This window comes from Streptomyces sp. NBC_01717, from assembly GCF_036248255.1.
Taxonomy (GTDB): domain Bacteria; phylum Actinomycetota; class Actinomycetes; order Streptomycetales; family Streptomycetaceae; genus Streptomyces.
Map to the genome: position 1 here is coordinate 7,397,023 of NZ_CP109178.1, position 22,242 is coordinate 7,419,264.

General features: G+C 70.8%; 21 protein-coding genes. 13 read left to right on the forward strand and 8 right to left on the reverse strand.

Features of this window, described 5'->3' with window-relative positions:
- Window positions 1-13: 13 nt before the first annotated feature.
- Together OHB49_RS33455 and OHB49_RS33460 are read right to left on the reverse strand one after the other, a co-directional pair.
- Complete coding sequence (locus tag OHB49_RS33455; protein ID WP_329166706.1) at window positions 14-769, reverse strand: anti-sigma factor; 756 nt, start codon at window positions 767-769, stop codon at window positions 14-16.
- 14 nt (window positions 770-783) lie between these two features.
- Complete coding sequence (locus OHB49_RS33460; protein WP_313936426.1) at window positions 784-1,368, reverse strand: sigma-70 family RNA polymerase sigma factor; 585 nt, start codon at window positions 1,366-1,368, stop codon at window positions 784-786.
- Window positions 1,369-1,558: 190 nt separating this feature from the next.
- Here OHB49_RS33460 and OHB49_RS33465 point away from each other — a divergent pair, with 190 nt between their 5' ends.
- The 3 genes from OHB49_RS33465 to OHB49_RS33475 all read left to right on the forward strand — a co-directional run bounded on the left by OHB49_RS33465 (window position 1,559) and on the right by OHB49_RS33475 (window position 4,249).
- Window positions 1,559-2,221 (forward strand): PadR family transcriptional regulator, encoded by a 663-nt coding sequence (locus OHB49_RS33465; RefSeq protein ID WP_030968545.1) that lies wholly within the window; start codon window positions 1,559-1,561, stop codon window positions 2,219-2,221.
- A 238-nt stretch (window positions 2,222-2,459) separates the two neighbouring features.
- Entirely contained in the window at window positions 2,460-3,473 is a 1,014-nt protein-coding gene (locus OHB49_RS33470) for an ATP-binding cassette domain-containing protein (protein ID WP_329164677.1), read from the forward strand.
- Window positions 3,470-4,249: an ABC transporter permease gene (locus OHB49_RS33475; protein ID WP_030968549.1), complete on the forward strand. Its 780-nt coding sequence runs from the start codon at window positions 3,470-3,472 to the stop codon at window positions 4,247-4,249. Before OHB49_RS33470 ends, OHB49_RS33475 begins: the two co-directional genes overlap by 4 nt.
- Before the next feature lie 152 nt (window positions 4,250-4,401).
- Here the strand turns inward: OHB49_RS33475 and OHB49_RS33480 are convergent, their stop codons facing one another.
- Window positions 4,402-5,244, reverse strand: coding sequence for a siderophore-interacting protein (locus OHB49_RS33480; RefSeq protein ID WP_329164679.1), 843 nt, complete (start codon window positions 5,242-5,244; stop codon window positions 4,402-4,404).
- A gap of 46 nt (window positions 5,245-5,290) precedes the next feature.
- Entirely contained in the window at window positions 5,291-6,199 is a 909-nt protein-coding gene (locus tag OHB49_RS33485) for a 5'-3' exonuclease (protein WP_329166708.1), read from the reverse strand.
- Window positions 6,200-6,485: 286 nt separating this feature from the next.
- Between OHB49_RS33485 and OHB49_RS33490 the strand changes: the two genes are divergently transcribed.
- The 4 genes from OHB49_RS33490 (at window position 6,486) to OHB49_RS33505 (ending at window position 11,619) form a co-directional block, all read left to right on the forward strand.
- The gene (locus tag OHB49_RS33490; protein ID WP_329164680.1) at window positions 6,486-7,553 is read left to right on the forward strand and encodes a quaternary amine ABC transporter ATP-binding protein; all 1,068 of its coding nucleotides are present in this window, start codon (window positions 6,486-6,488) and stop codon (window positions 7,551-7,553) included.
- A complete protein-coding gene (locus tag OHB49_RS33495) occupies window positions 7,546-10,173 on the forward strand; it encodes an ABC transporter permease/substrate binding protein (RefSeq protein ID WP_329164681.1) in 2,628 nt (875 codons plus the stop codon). Before OHB49_RS33490 ends, OHB49_RS33495 begins: the two co-directional genes overlap by 8 nt.
- Before the next feature lie 153 nt (window positions 10,174-10,326).
- A complete protein-coding gene (locus OHB49_RS33500) occupies window positions 10,327-10,872 on the forward strand; it encodes a helix-turn-helix domain-containing protein (RefSeq protein ID WP_030918529.1) in 546 nt (181 codons plus the stop codon).
- A gap of 6 nt (window positions 10,873-10,878) precedes the next feature.
- Window positions 10,879-11,619, forward strand: a complete 741-nt coding sequence (locus OHB49_RS33505; protein ID WP_329164683.1) for a helical backbone metal receptor — start codon at window positions 10,879-10,881, stop codon at window positions 11,617-11,619.
- On the opposite strand, the gene OHB49_RS33510 is transcribed toward OHB49_RS33505, so the two are convergent.
- Entirely contained in the window at window positions 11,558-12,712 is a 1,155-nt protein-coding gene (locus OHB49_RS33510) for a TDT family transporter (protein ID WP_329164685.1), read from the reverse strand. The two genes, OHB49_RS33505 and OHB49_RS33510, sit on opposite strands and share 62 nt — an antisense overlap.
- A gap of 70 nt (window positions 12,713-12,782) precedes the next feature.
- Here OHB49_RS33510 and OHB49_RS33515 point away from each other — a divergent pair, with 70 nt between their 5' ends.
- Window positions 12,783-13,724, forward strand: coding sequence for a LysR family transcriptional regulator (locus OHB49_RS33515; RefSeq protein WP_329164686.1), 942 nt, complete (start codon window positions 12,783-12,785; stop codon window positions 13,722-13,724).
- Between the two features lie 88 nt (window positions 13,725-13,812).
- On the forward strand, window positions 13,813-14,781 hold the full coding sequence (locus OHB49_RS33520; protein WP_329164687.1) for an aminoglycoside phosphotransferase family protein: 969 nt from the start codon (window positions 13,813-13,815) through the stop codon (window positions 14,779-14,781).
- 18 nt (window positions 14,782-14,799) lie between these two features.
- Here the strand turns inward: OHB49_RS33520 and OHB49_RS33525 are convergent, their stop codons facing one another.
- The gene (locus OHB49_RS33525) at window positions 14,800-15,495 is read right to left on the reverse strand and encodes a gamma-glutamyl-gamma-aminobutyrate hydrolase family protein (RefSeq protein ID WP_329164688.1); all 696 of its coding nucleotides are present in this window, start codon (window positions 15,493-15,495) and stop codon (window positions 14,800-14,802) included.
- Window positions 15,496-15,587: 92 nt separating this feature from the next.
- Window positions 15,588-16,331: a FadR/GntR family transcriptional regulator gene (locus tag OHB49_RS33530; RefSeq protein WP_052189308.1), complete on the reverse strand. Its 744-nt coding sequence runs from the start codon at window positions 16,329-16,331 to the stop codon at window positions 15,588-15,590.
- Window positions 16,332-16,406: 75 nt separating this feature from the next.
- On the opposite strand from OHB49_RS33530, the gene OHB49_RS33535 reads away from it, so the two are divergent.
- The 4 genes from OHB49_RS33535 to OHB49_RS33550 all read left to right on the forward strand — a co-directional run bounded on the left by OHB49_RS33535 (window position 16,407) and on the right by OHB49_RS33550 (window position 20,952).
- The gene (locus tag OHB49_RS33535; RefSeq protein ID WP_329164689.1) at window positions 16,407-17,768 is read left to right on the forward strand and encodes a glutamine synthetase family protein; all 1,362 of its coding nucleotides are present in this window, start codon (window positions 16,407-16,409) and stop codon (window positions 17,766-17,768) included.
- Between the two features lie 8 nt (window positions 17,769-17,776).
- Window positions 17,777-19,141: an aldehyde dehydrogenase family protein gene (locus OHB49_RS33540; protein WP_030968569.1), complete on the forward strand. Its 1,365-nt coding sequence runs from the start codon at window positions 17,777-17,779 to the stop codon at window positions 19,139-19,141.
- A 6-nt stretch (window positions 19,142-19,147) separates the two neighbouring features.
- Window positions 19,148-19,936 carry a 3-oxoacyl-ACP reductase gene (locus OHB49_RS33545; protein ID WP_030968571.1) on the forward strand — a complete coding sequence of 263 codons (789 nt, stop codon included), beginning with the start codon at window positions 19,148-19,150 and terminating at the stop codon, window positions 19,934-19,936.
- A 98-nt stretch (window positions 19,937-20,034) separates the two neighbouring features.
- Window positions 20,035-20,952: a DUF2510 domain-containing protein gene (locus tag OHB49_RS33550; RefSeq protein WP_329164690.1), complete on the forward strand. Its 918-nt coding sequence runs from the start codon at window positions 20,035-20,037 to the stop codon at window positions 20,950-20,952.
- A gap of 31 nt (window positions 20,953-20,983) precedes the next feature.
- Here OHB49_RS33550 and OHB49_RS33555 read toward each other — a convergent pair whose 3' ends face one another.
- Window positions 20,984-22,186 (reverse strand): amino acid deaminase/aldolase, encoded by a 1,203-nt coding sequence (locus tag OHB49_RS33555; protein WP_329164692.1) that lies wholly within the window; start codon window positions 22,184-22,186, stop codon window positions 20,984-20,986.
- Window positions 22,187-22,242 lie beyond the last annotated feature (56 nt).

Sequence of the window (22,242 nt, forward strand, 5' to 3'; positions counted from 1 at the left end):
GGCAAGGAGCCCCTCATGCGGTCGGGAAGGTCAGCAGCGCCAGCGGCGCGGACGTCGGCTGTGTGGAGCCGCCGGCCGGCTCGAGGGTGATCCCTATGCCCGACGCCTCGTCGACGGGGCCGTCCAGCAGCACGGTGTTGCTGGTCGCCGCCCGGTTCATGAGGCCCGCGGACCGCATGGTCCCGCGGTCGTCGAACCACAACTGGTACACCTTGCCGCCGGGGGGCGGCGCCATCCCCGAGGTCACGAACACGGCCCGGTTCTCGCTCTGCGAGACCACGACCGTGCCCTTCGCCCCGCCCTTCAGCGCGCCGGACCTCGTCCTCGCGTCCGGCGCCGCGAGGACCTGCGCCATCTGCTCACTCCGCTGCTGCGCCCGCTGCGTCTCCTGCTGCGCGTCCCGGGCGACCTGGTTCTGCCACACCGCGATCCCGCCGAACCCGGCAGCGGCGGCCAGAGCCGCGGCAAGTGCGAACTTCGGCCAGCGGCCGGCCCGTTGGGCCGAAGGGGCCGAGTGGGAGCGCCGGCCGTGCGACGGGGATTCCTGCCGCACGGCCGTGATCTCCCGCAGCACCCGGTCGCGCAGCTCGCGCGGCGCGGCCGCGGACACCGCGAGCCCGAGCCGGGTGGCGGTCTCGGACAGCTCCCGCACCTCCACCGCGCAGGCCTCGCAGTCGCCGAGATGGCGTTCGAACTCCCTGCGCTCGGCGTCCGGCAGCGCGTGCAGGGCGTACGCCCCGGTCAGCGTGTGCAGTTCGGCCCCGCTCATGCGATCCACCTTGCTCATGCGCTCACCCCGAGGCAGTCGCGCAGCCGGATCAGCCCGTCGCGCAGTCGTGTCTTGATCGTCCCGAGCGGTACGGAGAGGAGTTCCGCCACTTCGCGGTAGGTCAGACCGCGGTAGTAGGCCAGCGTGACGGACTGTCGTTGCAGCTCGGTCAGGGTCCGCAGGCAGCGGCGTACCTGCTCCCGCTCCAGCCGGCTCTCGACCTGCTCGGTGACCTCGTCGAACTCCGGCGTACGGTCCAGCAGCGCCGCCCGGTGCTCCCGGGCCGTCGTCGCCTCGACGGAGCGCACCCGGTCCACCGCCCGGTGATGGGCCAGGGTCAGCACCCAGTTCATGGCGGTGCCGCGGGAAGCCTGGAAACGCGGGGCGGTCCGCCACACCTCGACCAGCACCTCCTGCGCCACCTCCTCGGACTGTGCGGGGTCGCGCAGCACACTCCGTACAAGACCGAGGACCGGGCCGCAGACCACGTCGTACACCCTGGCGAACGCATCCTGGTCGCCCCGGGCCACCAGCTCCAGGAGCTCCTGGAGATCGGGCCCCGCCGATGGTGCTCCGCTGATGTGCACGGCTACTTTCACGCGGGCTTCCTCCCAGGATGCGCATCGGTTCCGTGAGGTGATTCGGAGCCGACGGCAGCGCGGATTGGTCAGTGCGCGAAATCCTTCCACGTGGCTCCGAATTCGCGATACATCGTGGTTGACGTGTCGTGGCACTCGCGATATGTTCGTCCACGAGTATTCGATGGCGGAGTGAAGGGTGGTGGGGGCGGTGGCCAAACGGCGCAAGCTCACCAATCCACTGGCGCTGACGGTGATGGTGCTGCTCGCGGAGCGGTCCATGCATCCGTACGAGATCGCCCAGACGCTTCGCCGACGCGGCAAGGAACACAGCGTCAAGATCAATTTCGGCTCGCTGTACACCGTCGTCCAGAACCTGGAGAAGCACGGTTACGTCGAAGTGGCCGGTGTGCAGCGCCAGGGCAACCGCCCCGAGCGCACGCTCTACGGCCTCACCGAGGCGGGGCGCGTCGAAATGGTCGACTGGCTCTCCGATCTGCTGGCCGCGCCGGCCGCCGAGTACCCGGTCTTCGAGACCGCGCTCTCGCTGCTGCCGGTGCTGCCGCCGGAGGACGTGGCGGAACTGCTGGAGACCCGGGAGGCGGCACTGGAGCTCCAGTCCGCAGCGCTCCGGGGTGTCCTCGGTCAGCTGACGGGGAAGCTGCCCCGGGTGTTCGTCGTGGAGACCGAGTACCAGCTCCACATGATCGACGCACAGCTGGAGTGGATCAAGAAATTCCGCACCGAGCTCGCCGACGCCACGATCAGCGGTATCGAGGAGTGGAAGTCCTTCCACGAGACCGGCGAAGTGCCGCAGGACTGGCAGGACCTGGACGAACAGGAGATCGTCCTCGACCCGGAGCGGAAGACGTAGCGCAACGAGGACCGCACGAGCACAGGAGCACTACCGGAGAAGAAGTACCGGAGACGAAGAAAGACCCTGGCAGGGGGCTGTTGGAGCAGCGCCCGCCAGGGTCTCGAACCCCGGACCGGCCACGCCGTGAGGGCGAGCCAGGCGATCGAGGTGCGGCACACCCAGGATAGCCCGGCTCCTTTCACGTGGATCGGTTCGGTATGCCCGAACACCCCACTGACCACAGGAGAGCTCTGTCATGAGCACCCGTGCGCCCGCAGTAGAGGCGCGACAACTGATCAAGACCTATCCCGGCGATGTCACCGCGCTGAACGGCATGGACCTCAGCGTCGGCGCCGGCACGGTCTTCGGACTCCTCGGCCCCAACGGTGCCGGAAAGTCCACCACCGTGAAGATCCTCACCACCCTCGCCCGCCCGGACTCCGGAGCCGCGACGGTCGCCGGACACGACGTCCTGCGCCACCCCGACCGGGTCCGCCGCGCGATAGGTGTCGTCGCCCAGAAGTCCGGCGCCGACCCCGTCGCCACCGGCCGGGAGAACCTGCTGCTGCAGGGCAGGCTCTACGGGATGCGGGGTGCCGCGATCCAGCGCCGCGCCGATGAGCTCCTGGACCGCTTCGATCTCGCCGACGCCGCCAAGCGCCAGGTCAAGGGGTACTCCGGCGGCATGCAACGCCGCCTCGACGTGGCGCTCGGTCTGGTCCACCGGCCCGAGGTGCTCTTCCTCGACGAGCCCACCACCGGACTCGACCCCGAGGCCCGGACGGCCATGTGGGACGAGATCTCCCGGCTGGCCGGCGACGAGGGCCTCACGATCGTGCTTACCACGCACTACCTGGAGGAGGCCGACCGGCTCGCCGAACGCATCGCGATCGTCGACCGCGGCCGGATCGTCGTCGAGGGCACCCCCGACGAGCTCAAGGGTGAACTCCGGGGTGACGCCGTCCACATGGAGCTGCGCGCCGACGGCGACCGTACGGCGATCACCGCCGCCCTCACCGGACTGCCCGGGGTGTACGAGGTGCAGGCCGACGGGCGCCGGGTGAGCGTCCGCGCCGAGGACGGCGCCGCCGCCGTCCCCGTACTGCTCACCGCTCTGGAGCAGGCCGGTGCGTCGGTCGCCGCCGCCACCGTCGCCCGCCCCTCCCTCGACGACGTCTATCTGCGCTACGCGGGACGCCGCTTCTCCGAGGCCGAGGCCGCAGATGACGGGCAGGCCCCCGCTCCAATTGCCGCAGGAGGCCCCCGATGAGCAGCCAGACCCTCGCCCAGACCTGGTACATGACGCAGCGGCAGCTGATGGCGATCATCAGGCAGCCGGTCTTCCTGGCGATCTCCCTGATCCAGCCCGTGATCTGGCTGTTCCTGTTCGGCAACCTCTTCAAGAAGGTCGTCGAGCTCGGCGGCTTCGGGACAACGTCCTATCTGGACTACCTGATCCCGGGCATCGTGGTGATGAGCGCCCTCGGTTCGAGTATGTGGGCCGGGATGGGAACCCTGGAGGAGATCGAGCGGGGCACGCTCAACCGTTTCCTGACCACCCCGGTGAGCCGGAACGCGCTGATGAACGCCAACGTCGTGCAGAACGGCATCAGCACCGCCGTGCAGTCGGTGATCATCGTGCTGCTCGGCTGGGCCGCCGGTGCCACCTACCCGGGCGGAGCGGGCGGACTGCTGATCCTCCTCGTCGCGTCGATCCTGCTCGGTACGGTCTTCGGCGCGCTCTCCAACGCCTTGGGGATGCTGGTCCGCCAGCGTGAGTCGATCATCGGCATCAACACGTTTCTCCTGCTGCCGCTGACCTTCCTCTCGTCCTCGTTCATGGCGCCGAGTCAGATGCCGTCGTGGATGCGGCAGATCGCGGACTTCAACCCGGTCAACTGGGCGATGGTGGCGGGCCGTTCGGCGCTGACCGCCGACCCCGACTGGGGTCTGGTGCTCAGCCGCGGAGGAGCGCTGCTGGCCCTCGCGGTGGCGGCGGTCTGGCTGTCGACCCGCACCTTCCGCTCGTACCAGAAGTCCGTCTGACGGTCGGGGGTGCGGCGGGGACTACGACAGCGGCGCGTCCCGGAGCCGGTCCGGGTGCGTGGACCCCGTGACACGCGTACGCCCCGGTCGCCGTCCGTCCTGGACGGTGACCGGGGCGTACGTGCCCACAGGAGGCGGCCGGATGCGGTGACTTACGCCGCGCGCTCCTGCTCGCGCTCCACCTGCTCGTTCCACTCGCGCTTCACCGAGCGCCAGGCGTCGTCGTTCTGGCCGAGGCGCCAGTAGCCGGAGATCGACAGCTGCGACAGCGGGATCTTCCGGTCGAGACGCAGGTGCCGGCGGATCTCCTTCACGAATCCCGCCTCGCCGTGCACGAACGCCTGGACCTCGCCCGCGGGGAAGTCCAGCGACTTCACCGCCGCGGTCACGGCCTCGCCGACCGGACGCTCACCGCGGTGCAACCAGGTGAGCTCCACCCCGTCGGCCGTCTCGATCTTCTGCTCCTCGGACGCGTCCGCCACCTCGATGTACGCGTGCGCCACCGCGCCCGTGGGCATCTGCTCCAGCGCCGCCGCGATCGCCGGCAGAGCGCTCTCGTCACCGGCCAGGAGGTGCCAGTCCGCAGACGCGTCCGGCCCGTACCCGCCGCCGGGGCCCAGGAACGTCACCTGATCGCCCGGAGCCGCCCGCAGCGCCCACGGGCCGGCCAAGCCCTCGTCGCCGTGCACCACGAAGTCGATCGCCAGCTCCCGGGTGACCGGGTCCCAGGAGCGGACCGTGTAGGTGCGGGTGGTGGGCCACAGCTCGCGCGGGTACTCCTCGCGGATGCGGGCCATGTCGAACGGGTGCGCATAGTCCGCGCCGTCGGGTGCGAAGCACAGCTTGACGTAGTGGTCGGTGAACCCGGACAACGTGAAACCGGCCAGGCCGTCACCACCGAGTACCACGCGCACCATGTGCGGGGTTATCCGCTCGGTGCGCAGGACCTGGGCCCCTTGCGCCGTGGGTGCCTGCCGCGCCGGTCGTTCTGCCACGAGGTTCTCCCTGCTCCGAATGCTTAGGCTTGCCTAAGTTAGCACCTCATGCCCGGAGCGCGGAGAGCAGGCGCTGCAGGGCGCCGCCCAGGCCCCACTGGTCGGCCAGTGCCTCGAGGGAGGCGGGATCGCGCGGCTCGGTGGGCAGCGCGGGATCGAACTCGGGCAGCGGCACGTCACCGGCGACCCGGACCACCGTCGGTGCGACGGCCACGTAGTCCCGCGCCTCGTCGAGCCGTTTGCGCTGCGAAGGCGTCAGCCTGGACGCCGGATCGTCCACCGCGGCCATGATCCCGGCCAGGTCGCCGAAGGTGTCCAGCAGTTTCGCCGCCGTCTTCTCGCCGATGCCGGGGACCCCCGGCAGCCCGTCGCTCGGGTCGCCGCGCAGCAGCGCCAGATCCACATAGCCGGAGCCGTCCACCCCGTACTTCTCGCGCAGCCACGCCTCGTCCGTGAGCTGGAGCGACCCGACACCCTTCAGCGGGTAGAGCACCCGTACCCCGCGGGCGTCGTCGACCAGCTGGTAGAGGTCCCGGTCGCCGGTGACGATGTCCACCGGGCCGGGGGACAGGCCGGTGAGCGTGCCGATCACGTCGTCCGCCTCGTACTCCGCGACACCGACCCGGGCGATGCCGAGCGCGTCGAGCACGTCCTCGATGATCGGGACCTGGGGGGCAAGTGTGTCGGGGGTCTCCTCCTCGTCGGGCAGCCCGTCGGCGGTCTCCACCGCGACGCGGTGTGCCTTGTACGAGGGAATCAGCTCGACCCGCCAGTGCGGCCGCCAGTCCGCGTCCATGCAGGCCACCAGATCGTCCGGCCGGTGGTCCTGGACGAGCCGACCGATGAAGTCGAGCAGGCCGCGCACGGCGTTGACCGGCGTGCCGTCCGGCGCGCGCACCGAATCGGGGACCCCGAAGTAGGCGCGGTAGTAGAGGGAAGCGGTGTCGAGGAGCATCAGGCGTCGCGTCACACCTCGATCATGCCGCACGCCACTGACACCGGCCCGGAAGTGAACTGGATCACTCTTCTGTTTGGTCCAGGTAAGTGTGGGCAGGCGCGGCACCGGAGCGGATCACGTCGCAATTGCAACTCATGCGCGTGCCAAGCGGGCAGAATCCGCGCCGCTCCACGGTCTGCCGGAGGGGGTGGCAGACCGTTTCGGTTCAACGCGTGAGGTGTATGTGTCAAGGCTGCAAGCCGAACACTTGTACAAGGTATTCGGCAGACGACCCGATCAAGCCGTGCAGAAGCTCGAGAGCGGCACGGACCGCGACGAGCTGCGCGCCGACGGAACGACCGCAGCGGTGATCGACGCCTCGTTCACCGTCGAACCGGGACAGATCTTCGTCGTGATGGGTCTGTCCGGATCCGGCAAGTCCACGTTGTTGCGGATGCTCAACGGCCTGCTGGATCCCACAGCCGGACGCGTGCTGTTCGACGGCCAGGACCTGACCGCCCTGAGCCCGCGCGAACTGCGCACCGTCCGCTCCTCCAAGATCAGCATGGTCTTCCAGCACTTCGCTCTCTTCCCGCACCGGAGCGTCCTGGAGAACGCCGGGTACGGCCTCGAGGTGCAGGGCGTGCCGCGCGCCGAGCGTGAGAAGCGTGCTGCCGAGGCGCTGGAGCTGACCGGCCTCGCCGGCTGGGAGAAGTCCTGGCCCGACGAATTGTCCGGCGGTATGCAGCAGCGCGTCGGCCTGGCCCGTGCCCTCGCCACCGACGCCGATCTGCTGCTGATGGACGAGTCCTTCAGCGCGCTCGACCCGCTGATCCGCCGCGACATGCAGGACCAGCTGCTCGAACTCCAGAAGAGGCTCAAGAAGACCATCGTCTTCATCACCCACGACCTCAACGAGGCCATGCGCCTCGGTGACCGGATCGCTGTGATGCGGGACGGAAAGATCGTCCAGCTCGGGACGGCCGAGGACATCCTCGTCACCCCGGCCAACGACTACGTCGCCTCCTTCACCCAGGACGTCGACCGCTCCCGGGTGCTGACCGCGGGCGCGATCATGGCCGAGCCGCACACCGTCCTGGGCACCGAGGCGGACGACGGCACGGAACTCCGTACGCCCGCCGACATCCTCCGGTCGGCGCCGGCCACGGTCTCCGAGTCCACCCCGATCATCGAGCTGTTCACGCCCTGCTCGCGCAGCGGAGTCGCGGTCGCCGTGACCGGCGCCGACGGCCGACTCGTCGGGGTCGTGCCCCGGTCCCGGCTGCTCGCCGTCCTCGGCGAGCCGATGAGCCCCACCGAGCTCCCGCAGGACGCCGCCACCACGATGAAGAAGGTGGCCGCCGATGTTTAGGATCCCGCTCGGTGAATGGGTGGACACTGCGGTCGACTGGCTGCAGACCCACCTGGCCTGGCTGTTCGACGCGATCAGCTCGGTCGTCAGCGGCATGTTCGACGGCATAGCCGCCGTACTCTCCGCCCCTGCCCCGCTGCTCTTCGCGGGCATCCTCGCCGTCATCGCCTGGTGGCTGCGCGGCCTGCTCCCGGGTGTGCTCGCCTTCGTGGGCTTCGCGCTCATCGACTCCGTCGAGCTGTGGGACGAAGCGATGGACACCCTCACCCTGGTGCTCGTCGCCACCATCGTCACGCTTGTGCTGGCCGTGCCGCTCGGAATCTGGGCGGCCCGCTCGAAGGCCGTGTCCGCGGTGACCCGGCCGGTCCTCGACTTCATGCAGACCATGCCCGCCATGGTCTATCTGATCCCCGGCGTCATCTTCTTCGGCGTCGGCGTGGTGCCCGGCATCATCGCCACGATCATCTTCGCGCTGCCCCCGGGCGTCCGGATGACCGAGCTCGGCATCCGTCAGGTCGACGGCGAACTCGTGGAGGCTGCCGAGGCCTTCGGCACCACCTCGCGCAACACCCTGCTGCGGGTCCAGCTGCCGCTCGCCCTGCCCACGATCATGGCGGGCATCAACCAGGTCATCATGCTGGGCCTGTCCATGGTGGTCATCGCCGGCATGGTCGGCGGCGGCGGCCTCGGCGGTTCCGTCTACCGCGCCATCGGCAACGTCGACGTCGGCCTCGGCTTCGAGGCGGGCGTCTCCATCGTCATCCTGGCGATGTACCTGGACCGGATGACCGGCGCGCTCGGCCGCGAGGTCTCCCCGCTGGCCCGTCGCGCCCTCGCCAGGGCCCAGTCGGTGGCCGGCGGACTGAAGATCTGGAACCACCGGCCGCAGCCCGCCGTCGCGGTCGTCGGCGTCGTCGTCCTGGCCCTCGTCGCAGGCGGCATGGGCATGTTCGGTACGTCGAAGTCGGAGACCGGCACCGTCACCGACGCCGCGAACATCGGCAAGGGCAAGAAGATCAGCATGGGATACATCCCGTGGGACGAGGGCATCGCCTCCACCTTCCTGTGGAAGGAACTGCTGGAGCAGCGTGGCTTCGAGGTCGACGTCAAGCAGTACGAGGCCGGCGCGCTCTACACCGGTATGGCGGGCGGCCAGATCGACTTCGAGACCGACTCCTGGCTGCCGGTCACCCATGCCACGTACTGGAAGAAGTACCAGGACCGCCTGGAGGACATGGGCTCCTGGTACGGCCCCACCTCCCTGGAGCTGGCCGTTCCCTCGTACGTGAAGGGCGTCGACTCGCTCGACGACCTCAAGGGCAAGGCGTCCGACTTCAAGGGACGGGTCGTCGGCATCGAGCCGAGCGCCGGTGAGACGGGCCTGCTCAAGGACAAGATCCTGCCGGGCTACGGCCTCGACAAGGAGTACAAGGTCGTCGACGGCTCGACGCCCTCGATGCTCGCCGAGCTGAAGCGCGCGTACGCCAAGAAGGAACCGATCGTCGTCCCGCTGTGGTCGCCGCACTGGGCGTACAACCAGTACGACCTCACCAAGCTCAAGGACCCCAAGAACCTCTGGGGCAAGGGCGACGGCATCCACACCCTGACCCGCAAGGGCTTCGCCGGCGACAACCCCGAGGTCAGCAAGTGGCTCAAGAGCTTCAAGATGACCGAGGACCAGCTCACGAGTCTTGAGGCGAAGATCCAGACGACCGGCAAGGGCAAGGAGCAGGACGCCGTCCGTGCCTGGCTGAAGGACAACCCGGGCGTCGCCGACAAGTGGACGCCCGTCGCCAAGGCGGCGAAGGGCGCGAGCGGCAAGGACGAGCGCGACCGTACCGTCGAGATGGCCTGGTTCCCCTGGGAGGAGGACATCGCCGCCACGTACCTGTGGAAGGCCGTCCTGGAGGACCGCGGTTACAAGATCAACCTGAAGCAGTTCGAGGTCGGTCCGATGTATGCCGCGATGTCCCGCGGTCAGCTCGACGTGCAGTTCGACGGCTGGCTGCCGTACACCCAGAAGAACTACTGGAACAAGTACGGCTCCCAGCTCACCGACCTCGGATCGTGGTACGGGCCGACCTCGCTGGAGATCGCCGTCCCCTCGTACGTCAAGGGCATCGAGTCGTACAAGGACCTCAAGGGCCGCGGTGACGAGTTCAAGAACCGCATCATCGGCATCGAGCCCGGCACCGCCACCATGGCCAACCTGAAGAACAACGTGCTGCCCGCCTACGGCCTGGACAAGGAGTACAAGGTCGTCGACAGCTCGACGCCCTCGATGCTCGCCGAGCTGAAGCGCGCGTACGCCAAGAAGGAACCGATCGCGGTCCTGCTCTGGACGCCGCACTGGGCGTACAACCAGTACGACCTCACCAAGCTGAAGGACCCCAAGAAGGCCTTCGGCAACGGCGACACCATCCGTACGATCGCGAGCAAGGACTTCCCGAAGAACTACCCGCAGCTCACCAAGTGGTTCAAGGACTTCAAGCTCAGCGAGCAGCAGCTGGCCGGCCTGGAGAACGAGATCCAGAAGCGCGGGACGGGACACGAGGAAGAAGCCGTGAAGGCCTGGATGGACAAGAATCCGGGCATCGCGGACAAGATGGCTCCCCAGTAGCAGGAGCCTGACACAGCCGGAAGGGGTGGGTGCCGCCGATGGGCGGACCCACCCCTTCCGGCTGTGTGACGTTCCTTTACCGGCCGTCCTTGCGTAACCGTGTGCGTAAGGTGCTGGCAGCCGGAAGGATGACGAGTCGGGAGGGAGCCGGACATGGACGACAAGGAAGCACTCCGCGTGGGCGCCGCGGTCCGCCGACGGCGCAGAACTCTGGGGCTCACACTGGCCGCGGTCGCCACCCGCAGCGGCCTGTCCGTGCCGTTCCTCAGCCAGATCGAGAACGAGCGGGCCAGACCCAGCGCCCGGTCGCTGGACCGGGTGGCCGACGCCCTGGAGACCACCACGGCGCGGCTGCGCGCCGCCGCCGACTCGGCGCGCGCTGTCGAGCTGGTCCGGGCGGGCGAGGGCGACGGGGCACGCCGAGTGGTGCGAGGGCGGCATCAGCTCAGTGCGCTGGAGTTCACCGGCGAAATGGATCTCGGGCGGGAGTTCCAGCACCGCAACGACGAGGTGATGTACGTCGTGGAGGGCGCCGCCGAGGTGGAGGCGGAGGGGCAGGCGTACCGGCTGGAGCGCGGCGACACCCTGTTCCTGTCGGGTGGCGTACGGCACCGCTGGCGGGCCACGATGCCGGAGACCCGGCTGCTGGTCGTCGCGGTCGCGGAACATGTCGACGCCACGAACGACCCGAGGCGCTGAGACCCGGTGTCCGAATCGGTGTCCGTCCCGGCCCCGGCGCTCCGCGTCGTCTCGCTCGTCCCCTCGCTCACCGAAGCCGTCGCCGCCACCGCCCCCGGCCTCCTCGTCGGTGTCACCGACTGGTGCACCCATCCGGCCGGTCTGACCGCCGCACGCATCGGCGGAACCAAGAACCCCGATGTTGCCGCGATCGTCGCGCTCCGCCCCGATCTCGTCGTCGCCAACGAGGAGGAGAACCGCGCACCCGACCTCGCCGCGCTGCGTGCCGCGGGCATCGAGGTCCTCACCACCGAGATCCGCAGCCTCGACCAGGCCTTCGCCGAACTGCACCGTGTCCTGGTGACCGGCTGCGGGCTGGCCAGGCCACGCTGGCTCGACGAGGCCGAGGCCGCCTGGGCGGCGCTCCCGCCGCCGGACGAGCCGCGCCGCGCGATCGTGCCGATCTGGCGCCGGCCCTGGATGGTGCTGGGCCGCGACACGTTCGCGGGCGAACTGCTGGCCCGGCTCGGTGTGCGGAACGTGTACGCCGGTCACACCGAGCGCTACCCCCGCATCCCGCTCGACGAACTGAACGCGGCGGGCGCCGACCTGGTCGTCCTGCCCGACGAGCCGTACCGCTTCACCGCAGGCGATGGACCCGAGGCCTTCCCCGCACTGCCCGCCGTACTCGTCGACGGGCGGTACCTCACGTGGTACGGGCCGTCACTGGCCGGGGCGCCTGCGGCGCTGCGAGCAGCGCTCCGCTGACCAGCCCGCGCAGCGTCCGCAGCCCTGCCACCGCCCACGCCGACACCAGCAGCACGTACAGCGCGACGGCCAGCCAGGTGAACGCCGTCAGCCCGGTGTGCCGGGCCAGCCCCGCCGCGCCGGTGACACACGTGCCGACGGGGAAGGTGAAGCCCCACCAGGTCATGCTGAACGTCATGCCGCCCCGTAGCGCCCGCACCACCATCGACACGGCCAGCGCCAGCCACAGCAGCGCGAACCCCATCACCGGCACCCCGTACAGCACGGCGAACGCCCCGGGCGCGGAGGCGTACGGCGCCCCGATCGCACCCGGCGCCACATCGGCGAGCTGACCGACCGCGGTCGTCGACTGGCCCAGCGGACCGAGGACCAGGAACAACGTGGGGGTCAGGGCGAGCGGCAGCGGACCCTGGTGGACCAGCCGCGCGAAGATCAGCGGCAGCATCGTCAGCGTCGCCAGCAGGCTCAGCCCGAACATCGCGTAGCAGGCGAGCAGCATCGCCTCCTGCCACTGACCGGCGGGCAGCTCCGGCACCAGCAGCGGGCCGAGTGCCGCGGAGACCATCGGCGCCACCACCGGCAGCAGCCAGACCGGCGACGCCGTCCCGGGTGCCGGACGGTGGCGTACGACCATCAGATACGGGATGGCGACCGCGACGGCCAGGCCGATCGCCGTGCCCGCGCTGTAGAGCACCACGTCCACGGCGAGGGCCGCCCGATGCCCGACGACATCCCGGCCGACCACCATCGTGGAGCCGCCGACGGCCAGCAGCGCCATCGAGAGGCAGCCGTAGAACGGGGCGACGGCCGGGTCGAGGAGATGGGCGCGGGCCTGGTCGCGGTGGGCGGACCAGTGCCCGGCGCGGGCGGCGAGAACCGCCATGAGGAGTAGCGCCGAGAGCGCCCACACCACCGTGCAGGCAGCGCGCAGCCCGGGCACGTGCACGGGAAGCGCCGCGCCCGCGCCGGCCACGATGGCGGTGCCCATGACCGTCGCGTACCAGTTGGGGCCGATGTACCGCAGAGAAGGAAGCCGCACAGCGGCGGAGTACGGGGCGCTCGTCCGGGCGCGGGTCTGCGGAAAGATGGCCATGCCACGATCCTTGCCCCGGGGGCCGTCCCCCACCAGGGAGCTTGTCTCTATGAGGTCATAAGCTGGCTTTATGCCCAGCGACGCACCCGCACCCGTCCTCCTGTCCCACCGGGTCCCCGACCTCGGAGCGCTGGAGCTGCTGCTGGCCGTCGCCCGGCACGGCAGCCTGGGACGGGCGGCACGGGACGTCGGCATCACCCAGCCCGCCGCCAGCAGCCGCATCCGGTCGATGGAGCGACAGCTCGGCGTGGCCCTCCTCGACCGCTCGCCGCGCGGATCCCGGCTCACCGACGCGGGCGCGCTCGTCACCGACTGGGCGCGCCGGATCGTCGAGGCCGCCGAGGCATTCGATGTGGGCGCGCAGGCGCTGCGCGACCGGCGCGACTCCCGGCTGCGGGTCGCCGCCTCCATGACCATCGCCGAATATCTGCTGCCCGGCTGGCTGATCGCGCTGCGCGCCGCACGGCCGGACACCGCGGTCTCCTTGCTCGCGGGCAACTCGGCGGCGGTCGCGGGGCGCCTGCTCGCCGGGGAGGCCGACCTCGGATTCGTGGAGGGACTGTTCATACCGGAGGGCCTCGACGGCACGGTGATCGCGCACGACCGTCTCGTCGTCGTGGTCGCCCCGTCCCACGCGTGGGCCGGCCGCCGCACCCCGCTGACGCCGCAGGAACTGGCTGCGACCCCATTGATCCTGCGCGAGCGCGGCTCCGGCACCCGGCAGGTCCTGGACGCGGCACTCGCCGTGCACGGCGGGCTGGCGCAGCCATTGCTCGAACTGTCGTCCACGACGGCGGTGAAGGGGGCGGCGGAGAGCGGCGCGGGGCCGTGCGTGCTGAGCGAACTGGCGCTGGGGGAGGAGCTGTCCTCGCGGCGGCTGGTGAAGATCCCGGTGGCGGGGGTGCGGCTGAGGCGGCAGCTGCGGGCGGTCTGGCCCTCGGGACACCGGCCGGCGGGCCCGGCTCGCGACCTGCTGTCGCTGACGGGGCGATCGAGCCCGTCCGACGGTTGAGGACACAAGGTCAGGACAGGGGCTCAGGGACGCCTTCCCCCGCGAAAATGGGTTGGCCGGCCTGTGCCGGGGGGCCAAGGATGCACAGATGACAGTGACCGCCCCGCCGGCCTCGGGCGTCCGCCACCACTGGGCCGACCTCCCGGACTCCGTACGCAGCGCCGTCGAGGACATCCTCGGTGCCCGCGTCGTCCACGCGCAGAGCCAGAGCGGCGGGTTCTCACCGGGAGTCGCCGCCCGGGTCCGGCTCACCGACGGACGACGCGCGTTCGTCAAGGCGGTCAGCGCCGAGGCGAACCCGGGCAGCCCCGACCTGCACCGCGCCGAGGCCCGGAACACCGCCGCTCTCCCGCCCGGCGCCCCCGTGCCGCGGCTGCTGGGATCGTACGACGACGGGACCCGGGTCGCCCTCGTCCTCCAGGACATCGACGGCCGCCAGCCGCGCATCCCCTGGACGTCGGCGGAGCTGGACCGGGTCCTGACAGCGGTCGGCGAGCTGAACCGGACCCTGACTCCGGCCCCGATCGAGGCGCCCGCCGTCGCCGACAGCGAGGCCGAGACGTTCAGCGGCTGGCGGACCCTGCTTGCCGCGCGTGACTCCGACGGTCTGCCCGGGCGGCTCGACCCGTGGGCCGCACGCCACCTCGACGTACTCGCGGGGCTGGAGTCCGGCTGGTCCGGGCCCGCCACCGGCGACAGCCTCGCCCATGGGGATCTGCGCGCCGACAACATCCTGCTCACCGACGACCGGGTGGTGTTCGTCGACTGGCCGCACGCGCTGCGAGCCGCGCCCTGGTTCGATCTGCTGGTGATGCTGCCGTGCGTGGCCGCCCAGGGCGGCCCCGACCCGGACACCGTGTTCACCACGCACTCCCTGGGGCGCGCCGCCGACCCGGCCGGAGTGAACGCGGTCCTTGCCGCGCTCGCCGGCTACTTCGTCGCGCACTCGCTGATGCCGGACCCACCGGGGCTGCCGACCGTAAGGGCGTTCCAGGGCGCGCAGGGGGCGGCGGCGCTGGAATGGCTGCGCGGCAGGCTCGGACGGCGCACGCGGTAGCCGCCGGACGGTGAACGATCAGCCGCGCGCCGCCTCCGTCACCAGCGCCTGCATGACCCGCAGGTCGTCACCCATCTCCGGATGCCACTGAACCCCGAGCGCCCACCGGGCCCCCGGCAGTTCGACCGCCTCCACCGTGCCGTCCGCCGCGTGGGCCGACGCCACCAGGTCCGGTGCGAGGCGGTCCACGGCCTGGTGGTGGTAGGTCGGCACGGCGGTCTCCTCGGGCACGATCGATGCGTAGCGCGTCCCCGGCACAGGTGTCACCGGGTGCTCGCCGAGGACCCCGGCCTTCCCGTCCGGCCCGGCATGCCCGTCCAGGTGCTGGACGAGGGTGCCGCCGAACGCCACATTCATGAGCTGCATGCCACGGCAGATGCCGAGCACCGGTGTGCCGGACCCCAGGGCGGCATCGAGCAGGGCCAGCTCCCAGGCGTCGCGCTCCCGGTTCGGCGGCCCCGTCCTCGGACCGGGCTCCGCGCCGTACCGTGCGGGCTCGACATCGGCGCCGCCCGCGATGACGAGCCCGTCCAGCCGGGCCACGGCGGCCGCCGCCCGGTCAGGGGCGTCCGGCGACAGGAGGGCGGCGAGGCCCCCGGAGCGCTGGACCAGCCGCGGGTAGGCGGACGGGAGCAGCGCGGCGGGCAGTTCCCAGACACCCCAGCGGGCGACGGGCTCCAGATAGGTGGTGACGCCGATGAGCGGTACGGACATGGCGGGACCTTCCGGTCGGCCGCCTGCGGGCGGACTCGGTTCAATGGTGCTCATGAATACCTTTGCGTTGCGGTGGGTCGCCGCGCAAGCGGTCAGGCCAGGAATCCGCGCAGCAGCGCCGCCGTGCCCGCGCAGTGTTCACGCATCACGGCGCGCGCCGCTTCGGCGTCCCCGTCGAGCACCGCCTCGACGAGCGCGGTGTGCTGATGCTGCGAGTGCTCCAGGTTCCGCACGAGCAGCGGTATGCAGTCCAGCAGGTCGTTCACGGTGGCCCGGACGGCCGCGTACTGCGCGGTCAGTGAAGCGGAGCCGGACAGCTCGGCCAGTGTCAGATGCAGAAGGGTGTCGCGCCTGCGGTAGTCGGGCAGAGGTGCATCGTGTGTCGCCGCCAGAGCCGTACGCAGCCGTTCCGCGCCCTCGTCCGTCAGTCCGTGGGTGGCGCACAGTTCGGCCGCGCCGGTCTCCAGCGCCTCACGGAAGCGCAGGACGTCCTCGATGTCGACGGCCGCCACCCGGCGGCGCAGTTCGTCCTCGCCGGGGCTGTCGGTACGGGGGAGCACGAAGGTGCCGCCGTACCTCCCTCGTCTGCTCTCCACCAGCCGCTGGTCCTGCAGCACCTTCAGCACCTCGCGCAGCGTGACCCGGCTGATCCCGAGCAGCTCGGCCAGGTCGCGCTCGGCGGGCAGCCGCTCGCCGCCGGGCACCAGGCCGAGCCTGACCACCTGGAGGATCTGTTCGAGCGCCTCCTCGAAGCCGTTGCCCGCGCGCACGGGCCGCAGCACGGGTCGCAGTTGCCGCACGGAGCCGTGCCGGCCGGACTCGCTTTCCTGCGCCACGTCCCGTCCTCTCTTCCCAACAATGGTTCTTCCCCATACCTTATGACTTCCGGCTGACCGAAGGAGGATCTTCCCGTGGCAGACCGCACACCCCCGCTGGAGGTCGAGGAACTACGGATCCTCGTCGAGAGCGGTGAGATCGACACTGTCGTCCTGGCCTTCCCCGACATGCAGGGACGGCTGCAGGGCAAGCGGTTCGCCGCCCGCTTCTTCCTCGACGAGGTCCTGGAACACGGCACGGAGGGCTGCAACTATCTGCTCGCCGTCGACACCGACATGAACACCGTCGACGGCTACGCCATGTCCTCCTGGGAGCGCGGCTACGGCGACTTCGCCATGCACCCCGACCTCACCACCCTGCGGCGCGTCCCATGGAACGACGGCACGGCCATGGTCGTCGCCGACCTCGCCTGGGAGGACGGCACACCCGTTGTCGCCGCGCCCCGCCAGATCCTCCGCCGCCAGCTGGAGCGTCTCGCCGAGCACGGTTTCACCGCGCATGTCGGCACCGAGCTCGAATTCATCGTCTTCAAGGACACCTACGAAGAGGCGTGGGACCGGAACTACCGCGATCTGACCCCGGCCAACCAGTACAACATCGACTACTCGGTCCTCGGCACCGGCCGCATCGAACCCCTGCTCCGTCGCATCCGCAACGAGATGGCGGCCGCGGGCCTGACCGTCGAGTCCGCGAAGGGTGAGTGCAACCCCGGACAGCACGAGATCGTCTTCCGGTACGACGAGGCCCTGGTCACCTGCGACCAGCACGCCGTCTACAAGACCGGTGCCAAGGAGATCGCCGCCCAGGAGGGCGTCGCGCTCACCTTCATGGCCAAGTTCAACGAGCGCGAGGGCAACTCCTGCCACATCCACCTCTCCCTCCAGGACGCGGACGGGCGCAACGTCATGGCGGGCGAAGCGGGCGGCATGTCCCCGGTGATGCGCCACTTCCTCGCCGGACAGCTCGCCGCACTGCGCGATTTCTCCCTGCTCTACGCGCCGAACATCAACTCGTACAAGCGCTTCCAGCCCGGCTCGTTCGCCCCCACCGCGGTCGCCTGGGGCCACGACAACCGCACCTGTTCGCTCCGCGTCGTCGGTCACGGCCGCTCGACCCGGTTCGAGAACCGGCTGCCCGGCGGTGACGTCAACCCGCACCTCGCCGTCGCCGGTCTGATCGCCGCCGGCCTGCACGGCATCGAGCAGAAGCTCGAACTCCCCGAACCCTGCGAGGGCAACGCCTACACCACCGCGTACGACCACGTCCCCACCACACTCCGTGAAGCCGCCGGCCTCTGGGAGAAGAGCGACCTGGCGAAGGCGGCCTTCGGCGACGACGTCGTCGCGCACTACCGCAACATGGCGCGCGTCGAACTCGAAGCATTCGACGCAGCGGTGACCGACTGGGAGCTCCGTCGCTCCTTCGAACGTCTGTGAGGCACTCCGTGACCACCGAGCACCAGGTACTCAACCCGGCGACCGAAGAAGTCGTAGCGATCGTCCCGGCCACCACCGCGGCCGAGGTCGACACCGCCGTGCGCCGGGCAGCGGCCGCCCAGCGGATCTGGGCGGCAATGGCCCCCGCGGACCGCGCGCGCCTGCTGCGCCGCTTCGCCGCGGCCGTCGACGAACACCGCGAGGAGCTGGCCCGGCTGGAGGTCCGTGAGGCCGGCCACACCCTCGCCAACGCCCGGTGGGAAGCGGGCAACGTCCGCGATCTGCTCGAATTCGCCGCCGGGGGAGTCGAGCGGCTCAGCGGCCGGCAGATCCCGGTCCCGGGCGGCATCGACCTCACCCTGCTCGAACCCCTCGGCGTCGTCGGCGTGATCGCCCCGTGGAACTTCCCGATGCCGATCGCCGCCTGGGGCGTCGCCCCCGCCCTCGCGGCAGGCAATGCCGTCCTCCTCAAGCCCGCCGAGACCACCCCGCTCACCGCACTGCGACTCGCCCGACTCGCCCTGGAAGCAGGCCTGCCTGAGCATCTCTTCCAGGTGCTGCCCGGAGCCGGTGCCGAAACGGGCAACGCCCTCGTCGAACACCCCGGTGTCGCCAAGATCGTCTTCACCGGCTCCACCCGGGTCGGCAAGCAGATCATGGCCAGGTGCGCCGAGCGCGTGAAGCGACTCACCCTCGAACTCGGCGGCAAGAGCCCCAACATCGTCTTCGCCGACGCCGACATCGAGGCAGCCGCGGCCGCCGCGCCCATGGCGTTCCTCGACAACGCGGGCCAGGACTGCTGCGCCCGCACCCGCATCCTCGTCCAGCGCTCCGCCTACGACCGCTTCCTCGAACTCCTCGCCCCGGCCGTCGCCTCGGTCGTCGTCGGCGACCCCTCCGACGAGAAGACCGGGATGGGGCCGCTGATCTCCCGGGCCCAGCTGGAACGCGTACGGTCGTACGTCCCCGAGGGCGCGACCGCGATCCGGGGCGGCGCACCCGAGGGCCCCGGGTTCTGGTTCCCACCGACCGTGCTGACCGACGCCCGCCCCGACTCGCCCGTGGCCACCGAAGAGGTCTTCGGACCGGTCGCCGTCGTCCTGCCCTTCGAGGACGAAGCCGACGCCGTCCGGCTCGCGAACGCGACCGAGTACGGCCTCGCCGGCTCCATCTGGACCCGGGACGTCGGCCGCGCGCTGCGCGTCTCCCAAGCGGTCCAGGCCGGGAACCTGTCCGTCAACTCGCACTCCAGCGTTCGCTACTGGACCCCGTTCGGTGGCTACAAGCAGTCCGGTCTCGGCCGGGAACTGGGCCCCGACGCCCTGACCGCCTTCACCGAAACCAAGAACGTCTTCATCAGTACGGAGGCCTGAACCAGCATGACCACCGACACCGAGAACATCTGCCGCCGCCTGGTCGGCCGCACCGCCGTCATCACCGGCGCCGGCAGCGGCATCGGCCTCGCCACCGCGCGCCGCCTGGCATCCGAGGGCGCCCACGTCGTCTGCGCGGACATCGACGAGACCGCGGGCAAGGCCGCGGCCGACGAGGCCGGCGGCATCTTCGTACGCACCGATGTCACCGACCCCGAACAGGTCGAGGCGCTCTTCAAGGCCGCGTACGACACCTACGGCTCCGTCGACATCGCCTTCAACAACGCGGGCATCTCGCCGCCCGACGACGACTCCATCCTCACCACCGGACTGGAGGCCTGGAAGCGCGTCCAGGACGTCAACCTCACCTCCGTCTACCTCTGTTGCAAGTCCGCCCTCCCCTACATGCGGCGCCAGGGCCGCGGCTCGATCATCAACACCGCGTCGTTCGTGGCCGTCATGGGCGCGGCCACCAGCCAGATCTCGTACACCGCGTCCAAGGGCGGCGTGCTCGCCATGTCCCGCGAGCTCGGTGTCCAGTTCGCCCGCGAAGGCATCCGCGTCAACGCGCTCTGCCCCGGGCCGGTCAACACCCCGCTGCTCCAGGAGCTGTTCGCCAAGGACCCGGAGCGCGCGGCCCGCCGGCTGGTGCACATCCCGGTCGGCCGGTTCGCGGAGGCCACCGAGATCGCGGCGGCGGTCGCATTCCTCGCGAGCGACGACTCCTCGTTCGTGAACGCCACGGACTTCCTGGTCGACGGTGGAATCTCCGGCGCGTACGTCACGCCCGTCTGACCGGCGCCTCGTCATGTGCGAGCTCATGACTCCACGCCCGCCCACGTCGAACCGCCCGCCCTGGGCTCCCGTTGACGGCTGAACCCTAGAGTGGAGGCATGAGCAACGCGACACCGCCCGGCTGGTACCCGGACTCCGCGACCCCGGGCACCGACCGGTGGTGGGACGGCACGGCATGGACCGCTCACACCCGGCCGAACACGCCCGCACCGCAGCAGCCGGTCCCACCCCCGTACGCAGGCGGAGGCAGCGGCGGCGGGGGCGGCGTCCGGACCGTGGCGATCGCGACGGCGGCCCTGGTCGTAGTCGGTGCCGCCGTCACCGGGGCCGTCCTGCTGGGCGGGGACGACGGAGGTACGGATTCCAAGTCGTCCGGGCCGACCCGCTCCGCACCGCTCCCCACCGCCACCGCCACCGCCACGGCCGGCGGGGACGGTCCGGCGACGGACCCGACGCTGCTCGTCGACCAGCTCAACGGCATCACCCTGCCGATCCCCGACGGCTGGGAGAAGCCTGAGAGCACTGTTGACAAGGCCCTCACCATGCGCACGGCCGGCTCCTACGCCTGCCCCGGCGACTCCTCCGCCTTCTGCTACCACGGCACGGTGACCACGCGTACGGCGAGCGAGACGGACCTCGCTTCCGCCGAGGCCCTGGCCAAGCAGGACATCACCACCGCGGCCGACAAGGCGTACGAGGAGAACATCGTCGGCGACCGGATCCACGGAGGCATCACCTCCCATGAGCAGCTGAGATCGGCATCGGTCAGCGTGGCGGGCCGCACGGGCTACGAGGTGCGCTGGCGGGTCCACACGGCCAAGGGGCCCGGCGGCTACGTGCAGTCGCTCGTCTTCCCGTCGACGGTCGGCAGCGAATCGCCGGTCATCGTGCGCTACGCCTTCGACGCGGGACCCGGCGGACCGCCGCTCTCCCTCATGGACACCCTCACCCGGGCCATCCGGCCGATCGACGACAGCGAGACCGGCGGCGGCGTCGGCAGCTCCGTGGCTCCCTGACGTCCGGTCAGGAGGTCAGGGAGCCAGAAGGTCAGAGGAACGTCTGCCCCTCGCCGCGGTACGTCGGCACGGTCGCCGTCACCCGGTCGCCCTCGATCAGCTGCAGCTCGTCGAAGCGCTCGCACAGCTCACCGGCCTTCGCGTGCCGGAACCACACCTTGTCGCCGATCAGCAGATCGTCGGCCGGGGCACCGAGCAGCGGTGTCTGCACCTCGCCGGGCCCTTCCTGCGGGTCGTAGCGCAGTCCCTCCGGCAGATACGGAACGGGCAGCCGGTCCGCCCCCGCGGCCCCCGACGCCGGGTAGCCGCCGCCGAGCACCGTCACCACCCCTACGCCGGGCCGCCGCACCACGGGCTGCGCGAACAGCGCCGCCGGGCGGGCCGCGAACGACGTGTAGTTGTCGAACAGCCGCGGCGCGTAGAGCCCCGACCCGGCCGCGATCTCGGTCACCGCCGGCTCCGCCGCCGTGTGCTGCACACTGCCGGTGCCGCCGCCGTTCACGAACTCCAGATCCGGTGCCACCGCCCGCACGGCCCGGACCACCTCCGCCCGCCGGGCCGCCAGCTCCTTGCGGGCGGTCGCCTGCATCAGCCGGATCGCCCTGGAACGCAGCGGCCGGCCCGCGACCGAGTCCCCGACCCCGGCGATGTGCCCCTCGTACGCCATCAGGCCGACCAGCCGGAAACCGGGCCTGCGCGCCACCGAGCGGGCCAGCTCCGCGAGCTGGGCGGGCGAGCGCAGCGGCGAACGCAGCGCCCCGATCCTGACCCGGCCACCGAGCAGCCGCAGCGACGTGTCCAGCTCCAGACAGACCCGGATCTCTTCCTGGCCACCGGCCCGCGCCGCGTCGATCAGCTCCAGCTGCGCATGGTCGTCCACCATCACCGTGACCGCGGCGGCCAGCTTCGGGTCCCCGGCCAGCTCGGCGAAGGCGGACCGGTCGGCCGACGGATAGGCCAGCAGTACGTCGTCGAAACCGGCTCGGGCAAGCCACAGCGACTCGGCGAGCGTGAACGACATCACCCCGGCGAACCCCGGCCGCGCGAGCACCCGCTCCAGCAGCGCCCGGCAGCGCACCGACTTGCTCGCGACCCGGATCGGCTTCCCCGCCGCCCGGCGGATCAGGTCGTCGGCGTTGGCGTCGAAGGCATCCAGATCGACCACGGCGATCGGGGCGTCGAGATGTGCGGTGGCCCGCTCGTAGCGGGTCCGGTCAGCGGCACGCGCAGTCATGGCCGCAGCTTGCCAGACACCTTTACCACTGGGTAGGGGGACGATCGGGGCAGATC

Coding starts and splice junctions, on each gene's coding strand:
- OHB49_RS33520 (WP_329164687.1), top strand. CDS start 13,813: ATGACAGTGACCGCCCCGCCGGCCTCGGGCGTCCGCCACCACTGGGCC.
- OHB49_RS33525 (WP_329164688.1), bottom strand. CDS start 15,495: ATGTCCGTACCGCTCATCGGCGTCACCACCTATCTGGAGCCCGTCGCC.
- OHB49_RS33475 (WP_030968549.1), top strand. CDS start 3,470: ATGAGCAGCCAGACCCTCGCCCAGACCTGGTACATGACGCAGCGGCAG.
- OHB49_RS33510 (WP_329164685.1), bottom strand. CDS start 12,712: ATGGCCATCTTTCCGCAGACCCGCGCCCGGACGAGCGCCCCGTACTCC.
- OHB49_RS33550 (WP_329164690.1), top strand. CDS start 20,035: ATGAGCAACGCGACACCGCCCGGCTGGTACCCGGACTCCGCGACCCCG.
- OHB49_RS33555 (WP_329164692.1), bottom strand. CDS start 22,186: ATGACTGCGCGTGCCGCTGACCGGACCCGCTACGAGCGGGCCACCGCA.
- OHB49_RS33500 (WP_030918529.1), top strand. CDS start 10,327: ATGGACGACAAGGAAGCACTCCGCGTGGGCGCCGCGGTCCGCCGACGG.
- OHB49_RS33485 (WP_329166708.1), bottom strand. CDS start 6,199: ATGCTCCTCGACACCGCTTCCCTCTACTACCGCGCCTACTTCGGGGTC.
- OHB49_RS33470 (WP_329164677.1), top strand. CDS start 2,460: ATGAGCACCCGTGCGCCCGCAGTAGAGGCGCGACAACTGATCAAGACC.
- OHB49_RS33545 (WP_030968571.1), top strand. CDS start 19,148: ATGACCACCGACACCGAGAACATCTGCCGCCGCCTGGTCGGCCGCACC.
- OHB49_RS33455 (WP_329166706.1), bottom strand. CDS start 769: ATGAGCGGGGCCGAACTGCACACGCTGACCGGGGCGTACGCCCTGCAC.
- OHB49_RS33515 (WP_329164686.1), top strand. CDS start 12,783: ATGCCCAGCGACGCACCCGCACCCGTCCTCCTGTCCCACCGGGTCCCC.
- OHB49_RS33495 (WP_329164681.1), top strand. CDS start 7,546: ATGTTTAGGATCCCGCTCGGTGAATGGGTGGACACTGCGGTCGACTGG.